Annotated in this window: 12 protein-coding genes; 6 read left to right on the forward strand and 6 right to left on the reverse strand. The window is 59.6% G+C overall.

Annotation, left to right across the window (positions count from 1 at the left end; all coding sequences use genetic code 11):
* Window positions 1-331: 331 nt before the first annotated feature.
* Entirely contained in the window at window positions 332-1,279 is a 948-nt protein-coding gene (locus tag P3G59_RS03625) for a LysR family transcriptional regulator (protein ID WP_277760494.1), read from the reverse strand.
* 149 nt (window positions 1,280-1,428) lie between these two features.
* Here P3G59_RS03625 and P3G59_RS03630 point away from each other — a divergent pair, with 149 nt between their 5' ends.
* Both P3G59_RS03630 and mmsB read left to right on the forward strand, forming a co-directional pair.
* On the forward strand, window positions 1,429-2,955 hold the full coding sequence (locus P3G59_RS03630; protein ID WP_277760495.1) for a CoA-acylating methylmalonate-semialdehyde dehydrogenase: 1,527 nt from the start codon (window positions 1,429-1,431) through the stop codon (window positions 2,953-2,955).
* 9 nt (window positions 2,956-2,964) lie between these two features.
* Window positions 2,965-3,852 carry a 3-hydroxyisobutyrate dehydrogenase gene (mmsB, locus tag P3G59_RS03635; protein ID WP_277760496.1) on the forward strand — a complete coding sequence of 296 codons (888 nt, stop codon included), beginning with the start codon at window positions 2,965-2,967 and terminating at the stop codon, window positions 3,850-3,852.
* Between the two features lie 114 nt (window positions 3,853-3,966).
* Here the strand turns inward: mmsB and P3G59_RS03640 are convergent, their stop codons facing one another.
* From P3G59_RS03640 to P3G59_RS03655, 4 genes are all read right to left on the reverse strand, one after another.
* Window positions 3,967-4,317: a cupin domain-containing protein gene (locus P3G59_RS03640; RefSeq protein WP_016770579.1), complete on the reverse strand. Its 351-nt coding sequence runs from the start codon at window positions 4,315-4,317 to the stop codon at window positions 3,967-3,969.
* Window positions 4,318-4,425: 108 nt separating this feature from the next.
* On the reverse strand, window positions 4,426-4,797 hold the full coding sequence (locus P3G59_RS03645; protein ID WP_277760497.1) for a MerR family transcriptional regulator: 372 nt from the start codon (window positions 4,795-4,797) through the stop codon (window positions 4,426-4,428).
* A 47-nt stretch (window positions 4,798-4,844) separates the two neighbouring features.
* On the reverse strand, window positions 4,845-5,420 hold the full coding sequence (locus P3G59_RS03650; RefSeq protein ID WP_277760498.1) for an NAD(P)H-dependent oxidoreductase: 576 nt from the start codon (window positions 5,418-5,420) through the stop codon (window positions 4,845-4,847).
* Between the two features lie 45 nt (window positions 5,421-5,465).
* Window positions 5,466-6,347: a LysR substrate-binding domain-containing protein gene (locus tag P3G59_RS03655; protein ID WP_277760499.1), complete on the reverse strand. Its 882-nt coding sequence runs from the start codon at window positions 6,345-6,347 to the stop codon at window positions 5,466-5,468.
* A 215-nt stretch (window positions 6,348-6,562) separates the two neighbouring features.
* Here P3G59_RS03655 and P3G59_RS03660 point away from each other — a divergent pair, with 215 nt between their 5' ends.
* The gene (locus P3G59_RS03660; protein WP_277760500.1) at window positions 6,563-7,327 is read left to right on the forward strand and encodes a sulfite exporter TauE/SafE family protein; all 765 of its coding nucleotides are present in this window, start codon (window positions 6,563-6,565) and stop codon (window positions 7,325-7,327) included.
* Here P3G59_RS03660 and P3G59_RS03665 read toward each other — a convergent pair.
* Window positions 7,317-7,631: a putative quinol monooxygenase gene (locus P3G59_RS03665; protein ID WP_277760501.1), complete on the reverse strand. Its 315-nt coding sequence runs from the start codon at window positions 7,629-7,631 to the stop codon at window positions 7,317-7,319. The two genes, P3G59_RS03660 and P3G59_RS03665, sit on opposite strands and share 11 nt — an antisense overlap.
* A gap of 184 nt (window positions 7,632-7,815) precedes the next feature.
* Between P3G59_RS03665 and P3G59_RS03670 the strand changes: the two genes are divergently transcribed.
* The 3 genes from P3G59_RS03670 to P3G59_RS03680 all read left to right on the forward strand — a co-directional run bounded on the left by P3G59_RS03670 (window position 7,816) and on the right by P3G59_RS03680 (window position 10,441).
* Window positions 7,816-8,406 carry an NAD(P)H-dependent oxidoreductase gene (locus tag P3G59_RS03670; protein ID WP_103303263.1) on the forward strand — a complete coding sequence of 197 codons (591 nt, stop codon included), beginning with the start codon at window positions 7,816-7,818 and terminating at the stop codon, window positions 8,404-8,406.
* A gap of 126 nt (window positions 8,407-8,532) precedes the next feature.
* Entirely contained in the window at window positions 8,533-9,444 is a 912-nt protein-coding gene (locus P3G59_RS03675) for a LysR family transcriptional regulator (protein WP_277760502.1), read from the forward strand.
* Window positions 9,445-9,547: 103 nt separating this feature from the next.
* Window positions 9,548-10,441: an NAD-dependent epimerase/dehydratase family protein gene (locus tag P3G59_RS03680; protein WP_277760503.1), complete on the forward strand. Its 894-nt coding sequence runs from the start codon at window positions 9,548-9,550 to the stop codon at window positions 10,439-10,441.
* Window positions 10,442-10,476 lie beyond the last annotated feature (35 nt).

Here is a 10,476-nt window from a genome sequence, read left to right on the forward strand (position 1 = left end):
CAGCATCAACGTTACCGGGAAGCTCAGACGTTAGCTGTAGAACAAATCCCAAAAGCCTTGCTGATTGTTCCCTGTCTGCCGTGTCATTTGCTGAGGCGCGTAGGATATCGGGTTGGGAAGAGCTCTCGAATGATGGCAGTTTGCCGTAGCGCTTTTATCGCAATCTTCGACAATGCAGCCGCCATGACAGCCTTAAATTCGAACAATCAAGATATGAGCTTCGATGCGCGTTCAAATGTTACAAGTCGTGTACCAACTCCTGTTACAAAACGGTTGAAAAAAAGGCGTGCTGACCTCGCTACGATCCGGCCACCTGATTCCTTGAAGATCATCAGTCAGCAAACTGCATCTCGCCGGTCTCGCCCATCAGCAGCGCCTGATTGCGCTCCGTCACCTCGCGGATGTAATCCCACAACAGGGTGATCCGCTTCAACTTGCGCAGATCCTCCCGGCAGTACATCCAGAACTGCCGGGTGATGTCGATGTCCTCCGGCAACACTGGCAGCAAACGCGGATCCTGCGCGGCGAGGAAGCACGGCAGAATCGCCAGTGAGCGTCCTTGCTGCGCGGCGACGAACTGCGCAATTACGCTGGTGCTGCGCAAGTTGGCGCTGGCGCCGGGCAGTACGTTCGCCAGGTACAGCAGCTCCGAGCTGAACGCCAGGTCATCCACATAACTGATGAAATGATGCTTGCTCAAGTCGGCGGGGCGGCGGATCGGCGGGTGTTTGTCCAGATAGTCCTGAGTCGCGTAGAGCTGCAAACGGTAGTCGCAGAGTTTGCAGCACACGTACGGCCCGTGCTCCGGCCGTTCCAGCGCAATGACGATGTCGGCCTCACGCTTGGACAGGCTGATGAAGTGCGGCAGCGGCAGGATGTCCACCGAGATCGCCGGGTAGGCGTCGACGAAATGGCTCAATTGCGGCGTGATGAAAAAACTGCCGAAGCCTTCGGTGCAGCCCATGCGCACATGCCCGGAGAGTGCCACACCGGAACCTGACACCTGCTCGCAGGCCATGTGCAATGTGCTTTCGATCGACTCGGCATAACCGAGCAAACGCTGACCTTCGGTGGTCAGGACGAAGCCGCTGGTCCGCGACTTCTCGAACAGCAAAGTCCCCAATGCCGCTTCCAGCGAACTGATCCGCCGCGACACCGTGGTGTAGTCGACGGCCAGCCGTTTGGCGGCAGTGCTGGCCTTGCGGGTACGGGCGACTTCGAGGAAAAACTTGAGGTCGTCCCAGTTTAGCGAGCCTAAAGAGGTGATGTTTTTTTGCATGATGGACGGGCTTATATGTGCGTTCTTATTAGAAGTTTGCACATCTATACTCCAAAAACAGTCCGACAACCAATTCGTGACACACGCCTCATCTCAAGGCGAACCCTTCGCCTTGGCTCCTACGATAAAAACAAGTTCTGGAGACCAGCATGAACGCATCGCTTACGCCCAACGACACCACGCTGCAAAAGGTCAAACTGTTGATCGACGGCGAATGGGTCGAGTCGCAGACCACCGAGTGGCACGACATTATCAACCCGGCGACCCAGCAAGTGCTGGCGAAAGTGCCGTTTGCCACCGCCGCTGAAGTCGGTGCCGCCGTCAGCGCCGCCCAGCGCGCTTTCCAGACCTGGAAACTGACCCCGATCGGCGCGCGGATGCGCATCATGCTCAAGCTGCAAGCGCTGATCCGCGAACATTCCAAACGTATTGCCGTAGTGCTGAGCGCCGAGCAAGGCAAAACCATTGCCGACGCCGAGGGCGATATTTTTCGTGGCCTGGAAGTGGTCGAGCACGCCTGCTCCATCGGCACTCTGCAAATGGGCGAGTTCGCCGAGAACGTCGCCGGCGGTGTTGATACTTACACGCTGCGCCAGCCGATCGGCGTGTGTGCCGGCATCACCCCGTTCAACTTCCCGGCGATGATTCCGCTGTGGATGTTCCCGATGGCCATCGCCTGCGGCAACACTTTCGTGCTCAAGCCGTCGGAACAGGATCCGCTGTCGACCATGCTGCTGGTCGAGCTGGCGATCGAGGCCGGTGTTCCGGCTGGCGTGCTCAACGTGGTTCACGGTGGTAAAGAAGTGGTGGATGGCCTGTGCACACACAAGGACATCAAAGCGGTGTCCTTCGTCGGTTCGACAGCCGTTGGCACTCACGTTTATGACTTGGCCGGTAAGCACGGCAAACGCGTGCAATCGATGATGGGCGCGAAAAACCATGCCGTGGTGTTGGCTGATGCCAACCGCGAGCAAGCGCTGAATGCGCTGGTCGGTGCCGGTTTCGGTGCCGCCGGACAACGTTGCATGGCCACCTCGGTGGTGGTGCTGGTCGGGGCGGCGAAACAATGGCTGCCGGATCTGAAAGCGCTGGCGCAGAAACTCACGGTCAACGCCGGCAGCGAGCCGGGCACTGATGTCGGTCCGGTGATCTCGAAAAAAGCCAAGGCGCGGATTCTCGACCTGATCGAAAGCGGCATCAAAGAAGGCGCCAAACTTGAGCTGGACGGTCGCGACATCAAGGTACCGGGCTACGAGCAAGGCAACTTTGTCGGCCCGACCCTGTTTTCGGGCGTGACCACCGACATGCAGATATACACCCAGGAAATCTTCGGTCCGGTGCTGGTGGTGCTGGAAGTCGACACCCTTGATCAGGCGATTGCCCTGGTCAACGCCAACCCGTTCGGCAACGGCACGGGCCTGTTCACCCAGAGCGGTGCGGCGGCGCGTAAATTCCAGACAGAAATCGACGTCGGTCAGGTCGGCATCAACATTCCGATCCCCGTGCCGGTGCCGTTCTTCAGCTTCACCGGTTCGCGCGGTTCGAAACTCGGCGACCTCGGCCCTTACGGCAAGCAAGTGGTGCAGTTCTACACGCAGACCAAAACGGTCACGGCGCGCTGGTTCGACGACGACAGCGTTAACGACGGCGTGAACACCACCATCAACCTGCGCTGAGGAACGGTTATGAAAATCGCATTTATCGGTCTGGGCAACATGGGCGCGCCGATGGCGCGCAACTTGATCAAGGCTGGCCACTCGCTGAATCTGGTCGACCTGAACAAATCCGTGCTGGCGGAACTGGAGCAACTGGGCGGCACCATCCGTGCTTCGGCACGCGAAGCTGCTGAAGATGCTGAACTGGTGATCACCATGCTGCCAGCGGCTGTGCATGTGCGCGGCGTCTGGCTCGGTGAAGACGGTGTGCTCGCAGGTATCGGCAAAGGCGTGCCAGCGGTGGATTGCAGCACCATTGATCCGCAGACGGCCCGCGATGTGGCAGCGGCTGCGGCGAAACAAGGCGTCGCCATGGCCGATGCGCCAGTGTCCGGTGGCACCGGTGGTGCGACCGCCGGCACGCTGACCTTCATGGTCGGCGCCACTGCGGAACTGTTCGCCACGCTGCAGCCGGTGCTGGCGCAGATGGGCCGCAACATCGTCCATTGCGGTGAAGTCGGCACCGGGCAGATCGCCAAGATCTGCAACAACTTGCTGCTGGCGATCTCGATGGTGGGCGTCAGCGAGGCGATGGCGCTGGGTGATGCGCTGGGCATCGACACGTCGGTGCTGGCCGGGATTATCAACAGTTCGACCGGACGTTGCTGGAGTTCGGAGATGTACAACCCGTGGCCGGGCATTGTCGAGACAGCGCCGGCCTCGCGCGGTTACACCGGTGGGTTTGGCGCGGAACTGATGCTCAAGGATCTGGGACTGGCGACAGAAGCGGCGCGTCAGGCGCACCAACCGGTGGTGCTCGGCGCGGTGGCGCAGCAGTTGTATCAGGCGATGAGTCAGCGTGGGGACGGCGGGAAAGATTTCTCGGCGATCATCAACAGCTATCGTAAACCGCAATAGTAGGACAGTCTGGAACAAACTGTGGGAGCTAGCAGGCTAGCTCCCACAAGGATTCGAGTGAATCCGCGACATTTGCCGGGACATCACGTCGGGTGATCTCCCGGCTTTTTTGCATCAGGCGAAAACGAAATATTTACGCACGGTCTCGACCACTTCCCACGTACCTTTCATGCCCGGCTCAACCACGAAAATATCGCCGGCGCGCAGGTGGATCGGCGCCATGCCGTCCGGGGTGATCACGCAGTAGCCTTCCTGGAAATGGCAGTACTCCCACTTCACATAATCGACGCGCCACTTGCCCGGTGTGCAGATCCACGTGCCCATGATCTTGCTGCCGTCTTCGCTGGTGTAGGCGTTGAGGTTGACGGTGTGCGGGTCGCCTTCGAGTTTTTCCCACTTGCAGGCATCGAGTACCGGCAGCGGATGGGTGTCGCGTAGAACGGTGATAGGGGCGGTCGCGGTCATGGGGACTCCGGGCAGTGGACTTGAGGTATGAAGTCGCACCCTATAGCGCCCGGACGCGGGTCAGTTGTCTGTGCTCGACATCGAAGTGCTCAGAAGCGCGCAAACCGCTTAGAGGTTTTCCAGCGGGCAACTGACCCGGGCCTGTTCCAGACTGGCTTCGAAGCCTTCCAGTTGCGCGTATTGCCGGATGAGCTCGTCCATGCGGTTGTTGATTTCGCGCTTCTTCGCTTCGATGGCCTGTCGGGCCAGCGCCCAGGGCATCGCCTCGCCGTGGTGATCAGCGAAGATCGCCTGCAACTCCTTGAGGCGAAAACCCATGTCTTTGGCGCACTTGATGAAGATCAGCAGTTCGACGCTCTGTTGGTCGTAGAGGCGGTAGTTGCCTTGACGCCGGGGGTTGGGCAACAAGCCGATCGACTCATAGTGCCGGATGCTTTTGATGGTGGTGCCGGAGCGTTGCGCGGCTTGACCGATGTACATAAAAGTCCTTTTTCAATGTGAAACAGCGCGGGGCATTATCGGCAGACTTACCGGCCGGCGATAGCCTGCGCCTGTTGCAACCATGCTTGCCGTTGCTGCTCGGTGGAGCCGAGCACCGGGCCGAAGGTCAGCGTACGCACGGGTTTGATCCCGCAGAATTCGAGCGTTGCCTGGCGCACCTCATGCAGTCCGGGCATGCGGTAGACCCAGCGGTAATACCAGGGCGGTGTGTCCATGGTCACCAGCAAATCTGCGGTGCGGCCCTTCAACAGTTTGTCCGGGAACGCTTTGCCCTTGCGGTATTTGAAAGCGAAACCCGGCAGCAGCACCCGATCAAAAAAACCTTTGAGCAGCGCCGGAATGCCGCCCCACCAGATCGGGTACACCAGCGTCAGATGTTCGGCCCAAAGGATGTCGGACTGTGCCGCACTCAAGTCGCTTTCCAGCGCCTGGAGCTGTTGATAACCCTCGCGCAGCACCGGGTCGAAATCCATCTCGCCAAGCCGTAACTGACGCACCTCATGTCCGGCCTCTAGCGCTGATTGTGCATAGCGATCAGCGAGTGCGGCGCACAGGCTTGTCGGCGAAGGGTGGCCGAGAATCAGGAGAATGCGTTTGCCCATCGTCACTGTCCTTGCTGATGAAAAGCCAAGGATGAAGTCTGCCCCTTAGGGGAGAGTCAAGGCATGCAACAGGGCTTTGGCGTACCCCGGCAATACGCTGAAGTCTCTGGCACAGAGCATCAACGTGCGGCGGGCCCAAGGCTCATCAAGGGCGACGCTATTGAAGGTGCGAGACGGCCCGCGTTCGACGGCGGCCAGCGGCACAATCGCGAGCCCCGCGCCACGGCCGACCATGCGCATCACGCCGTCGAAGCCATCCGCGCGGATGCGAATCTGCATTCGCGAGCCACTGTGCAGCGCCTGCTCTTCGAGATAGATCGCCAGTGCGCTGTCGGCGCTCAGTCCTACAAAATCGTGGCGCAAGGCGTCGCTGAAACTGACTTCGGCGGCGCCAGACAACGGATGGTCCAATGGCAGAATCAGTAGCAGTGGATCGTCACGAAACACTTGAGTTTGTAAGTCGCTAGTGTCGACTGCGTCCGAAACGATCCCCAGATCCGCCGCGCCCTGGCGCAGGGCATGAGTGATGCGCGCGCTTGGCAGCTCCTGCAAGTCGATGTCGAGATTGGGATGACCGCGCAGGAAGTCCGCGAGTACTTCGGGCAGGTATTCGGTGATCGCTGTGGTGTTGCATAGCAAGCGCACCTGACCTTTGACGCCTTGGGCATAATCGGCCAGATCCTGTTGCAGGCGTTCGGCCTGTTGCAGGAGGATGCGCGCGTGCTGGGCGAGGGCTTTTCCGGCGGCCGTCGGCGTGACGCCACGGCGGCCGCGCTCAAGAAAATCGACGCCAAGCGAGGCTTCCATGGCGCGGATTCTGGCGCTGGCGGCGGCCAGGGATAAATGGCTGCGCGCCGCGCCGGCGGTGATGTTGCCGGTGTCGAGGATGTGCAGGTAGAGGCGCAGGTCGGTGAGGTCGAAGTGCATGGGGCAACCTCTAAAAGTTCTGGTGTCTGGACTGGCCTCATCGCGAGCAGGCTCACTCCAACATGGGATCTGTGGCGATCACAAAACCTGTAGGAGTGAGCCTGCTCGCGATGAGGCAAGAGGCTTCAAAGAAAATATCAGCCTCTTGTATGGACAGAGGCAGCCTCAGTATATGGCAGATTTCCAGCCTACCCAGAGTGGCGCACAGTAGCGCCATGAACACACTCGCAGACTTCTATCAAAACCTCGGCTTGGCCTTGTCGTTGCTGGTCATCATGACGTTCATGCTCGCCGGTCTGATCAAAGGCGTGATCGGCCTCGGCCTGCCCACGGTCGCCATGGGCTTGCTCGGTCTGGCTATGGCGCCGTCACAGGCTGCGGCATTGCTGATCATCCCGGCAACCCTGACCAATGTCTGGCAACTGGCGTTCGGCGGTCATCTGAAAGGGCTGATCAAACGTCTTTGGCCGATGCTGCTGATGATCTTCCTCGGCACCGGCGTCGGCACGTTATGGATCGGCATGGCGGGCGGGCATTGGGTGGTGCGCGGGTTAGGCGCGGCGCTGTTGCTCTATGCGTTGAGTGGATTGTTTTTGCCAACACAGCGCATCCAGCCGCGCCATGAAACCTGGCTCGGCCCGGTGAGCGGTTTGATCACCGGCGTCATCACCTCAGCCACCGGCGTGTTCGTGATTCCTGCGGTGCCATACCTGCAAGCGCTGGGCTTGAATCGCGATGAATTGGTCCAGGCGCTGGGCCTGTCATTTACCGTTTCGACGTTGGCGTTGGCCGCTGGATTGCTTTGGCGTGGCGCCCTCGGTGGCGGCGAACTCAGCGCGTCGCTGCTGGCGCTGATACCGGCCATTCTCGGTATGTTGCTCGGCCAATGGCTGCGCGAACGCATCAGCGCCGTGCTGTTCAAGCGCGTGTTCTTCATCGGTCTGGGCGCGCTCGGCGCCCATTTGTTGATCAGCGGTTAGCCGAGGCTTCGCTGAGCATGTCGATCGGGCGGATATCGAAATCGCGCTCCAGGTAGTCCATGCGCCGTTCAAGGAATGCCTTCATGTGTGGCAGATTCGAATGCACATCCAGGTGCGCCTGCGACGCCCAGATCTCGTAGAAGATGAACAGCGTCGGATCTTCCTTGTCGCGCAGCATGTGGTATTCGATGCAGCCGGGCTCGGCGCGGCTCGGCTCAACGTAAGCGCGGAACAACGCCTCGAAGGCCTCGGCTTTTTCCGGGCGGGTCTTGGCGTGCAGGATAAAACCCTGGCGTTCACTCATCACAACAACTCCTCGAATACAGATGGCCAAGCATGCTATGGCAATAATCGGCGTTCGATTCGTGCTTTTCAGTCAAATGTATTTTGCGCAATCACGGCTTATTCCGCGCGAGGCACCTCGTTAATCTGCCGCCATTCCAGTTTCCTTTCTCCACCCAGCCCACTGGCTGCGCCGAGGCTTTCTCATGAAAAAAGTGCTGTTGCTCAATGGCGGTAAAAAATTCGCTCACTCCGACGGTCGCTACAACACCACCCTGCACGAAGCCGCACTGAGCGTGCTCGATCGTGGCGGTGTCGATGTGAAAACCACGTTCATCGACGAGGGCTACGACGTGGCTGAAGAGGTCGCGAAATTTCTCTGGGCCGACGTGATCATTTACCAGATGCCGGGCTGGTGGATGGGCGCACCGTGGACGGTGAAAAAGTACCTCGACGAAGTCTTCACTGAAGGCCACGGCAGCCTCTACGCCAGCGATGGCCGCACCCGTTCCGATGCGTCGCAAAAGTACGGCAGTGGTGGCCTGATTCAGGGCAAGCAATACATGCTGTCGCTGACCTGGAATGCACCGCAGCAGGCGTTCGATGACCCGACTGATTTCTTTGAGGCCAAAGGCGTCGACGCGGTGTACTTCCCGTTTCACAAGGCCAACGAGTTTTTGGGCATGACTGCTTTGCCGACTTTTCTGTGCGTTGATGTGATGAAGCGCCCGAACATCGAGAACGATGTGGCGCGGTATGAACAGCATCTCAAAGAGGTGTTCGCTCTCAAGGCTTGATGGGTTTCGGGCTACTATCGGTTGTAACAGCAAAAGATCGCAGCCTTCGGCAGCTCCTGCCTTGAAAGCATTCCCCTGTAGGAGCTGCCGAAGGCTGCGATCTTGGCGATTTAAAAGAGGACACCCGTGAAAGCCAGATCCGATGAGTTGCAGATTTTCGTCTGCGTGATCGAATGCGGTTCGATTTCCGCCGCCGCCGAACAGGTCGGGCAGACGCCTTCGGCGGTCAGTCGCACGTTGTCGAAGCTGGAAGCCAAGCTCGACACCACGCTGATCAACCGCACCACGCGGCGCATGGACCTGACCGAGGAGGGCAAGTACTTCTTCGAACAGGCCAAGCTGATTCTCGATCAGATGGATCAACTCGAAGAGCGCCTGTCCTCGCGCCAGCAAACCCCGTCCGGGCGTCTGCGGATCAACGCTGCATCGCCGTTCATGCTGCATGCAGTCGTCCCCTACATCGATGAATTCCGCAGGCTCTATCCGGACATCCAGCTCGAACTCAACAGCAACGATCTGATTATTGACCTGCTGGAACAAAGCACCGACGTCGCGATCCGCATCGGCACACTCGCCGATTCGACGCTGCACGCGCGCTCGCTCGGTTGCAGTCCACTGCTGATCGTCGCCAGCCCCGCCTACCTGAAAAAACATGGCGCGCCGCAGCAAGTCGCCGATCTGAGCGAGCACACCTTGCTCGGCTTCACCCAGAACGAAGGCCTCAACCAATGGCCGCTGCGCTATGTGCACGGTGACCGTTGGCCGATCACCCCGGCGATCAGCGCCTCCAGCGGCGAAACCGTGCGTCATCTGGCACTGGAAGGTCAGGGCATCGCCTGCCTGTCGCACTTCATGACCATCGATGACATTCGTGCCGGGCGCCTGAAAGTCCTGCTCGGCGAATTCAACAGCGGTTATCGTCAGCCGATCAACGCCGTGTACTACCGTAACTCGCAACTGGCGTTGCGCATTCAATGCTTCCTCGACTTTATCCAGAGCAAACTCGCCGCGTACGCCAGCGCCGATTTCAAGGGCTGATTCGTGACCTCTGCGCAAGAGTGAATTGGCCGAGGGTGGGTTTTTCCCTCGGACCCACGGGCAGATACTCGTCCCATCACTTACTCACGCAGGGAGTTTCTCCATGAACGTATTCGTCACCGGCGCTGCCGGTTTTATCGGCGGCTCGATCGCTACCGGTCTGGTACAGGCTGGCCACACCGTCACCGGTCTGGTGCGCAGCACCGAACAGGCCGCTGAGCTCAAGGCACTGGGCATCACCCCGGTCATCGGCACCCTCGACGACAAAGTGCTGCTGGCCGAGCAGGCCCGCGCTGCCGATGCGGTGATCAACGCCGCCAGCAGCGATCATCGCGGTGCGGTCGAAGCGGTGCTCGATGCCTTGCGTGGTTCCAACAAAGTCTTCCTGCACACCAGCGGTTCGAGCATCGTCGGCGATGCATCCGGCGGTAAATCCAGTGACGTCATCTACTACGAAGACAATTTGCCGGAACCGACCGTCGACAAAGCCGCGCGTGTGGCCATCGACAACCTGATCCTCGCAGCGGCGAAGGATGGCGTGAACTCGGCGGTGATCTGCAACACGCTGATTTACGGCCATAGCCTGGGCGTCAATCGCGACAGCGTGCAACTGCCGCGACTGCTCAAACAGGCCCGTAAAAGCGGCGTAGTGCGGCACGTCGGCACAGGCCAGAACATCTGGTCCAACGTGCACATCGAAGACGTCGTTGCCCTGTACCTGCTGGCGCTGACCAAGAACGTACCGGGTACTTTCTACTTCGTCGAAAGCGGCGAAGCATCGTTCATCGACATGACCACCGCCATGGCCCAAGCGCTGAAACTGGGTCAGCCACAAGACTGGCCGTTGAAAGACGCCGAAGCCGAATGGGGCTATGAAATGGCCAACTACGGCCTCGGCTCCAACAGCCGCGTACGTGGCAAACACGCCCGCGAACTGTTGGGCTGGGCGCCAAAGCGTACCTCAGTCGTTGAATGGATTCGTGACGAGATGGTGTGAGCGGCTTCTTTGACGTTGTAAGTCGCATCGGGCAG

This window comes from Pseudomonas sp. A34-9 (genome assembly GCF_029543085.1).
GTDB lineage: Bacteria > Pseudomonadota > Gammaproteobacteria > Pseudomonadales > Pseudomonadaceae > Aquipseudomonas.

Bases quoted from the DNA above. Each gene is read 5' to 3' on its own strand.
- P3G59_RS03625 (WP_277760494.1), bottom strand. From the start codon at position 1,279: ATGCAAAAAAACATCACCTCTTTAGGCTCGCTAAACTGGGACGACCTC.
- P3G59_RS03630 (WP_277760495.1), top strand. From the start codon at position 1,429: ATGAACGCATCGCTTACGCCCAACGACACCACGCTGCAAAAGGTCAAA.
- mmsB (WP_277760496.1), top strand. From the start codon at position 2,965: ATGAAAATCGCATTTATCGGTCTGGGCAACATGGGCGCGCCGATGGCG.
- P3G59_RS03640 (WP_016770579.1), bottom strand. From the start codon at position 4,317: ATGACCGCGACCGCCCCTATCACCGTTCTACGCGACACCCATCCGCTG.
- P3G59_RS03645 (WP_277760497.1), bottom strand. From the start codon at position 4,797: ATGTACATCGGTCAAGCCGCGCAACGCTCCGGCACCACCATCAAAAGC.
- P3G59_RS03650 (WP_277760498.1), bottom strand. From the start codon at position 5,420: ATGGGCAAACGCATTCTCCTGATTCTCGGCCACCCTTCGCCGACAAGC.
- P3G59_RS03655 (WP_277760499.1), bottom strand. From the start codon at position 6,347: ATGCACTTCGACCTCACCGACCTGCGCCTCTACCTGCACATCCTCGAC.
- P3G59_RS03660 (WP_277760500.1), top strand. From the start codon at position 6,563: ATGAACACACTCGCAGACTTCTATCAAAACCTCGGCTTGGCCTTGTCG.
- P3G59_RS03665 (WP_277760501.1), bottom strand. From the start codon at position 7,631: ATGAGTGAACGCCAGGGTTTTATCCTGCACGCCAAGACCCGCCCGGAA.
- P3G59_RS03670 (WP_103303263.1), top strand. From the start codon at position 7,816: ATGAAAAAAGTGCTGTTGCTCAATGGCGGTAAAAAATTCGCTCACTCC.
- P3G59_RS03680 (WP_277760503.1), top strand. From the start codon at position 9,548: ATGAACGTATTCGTCACCGGCGCTGCCGGTTTTATCGGCGGCTCGATC.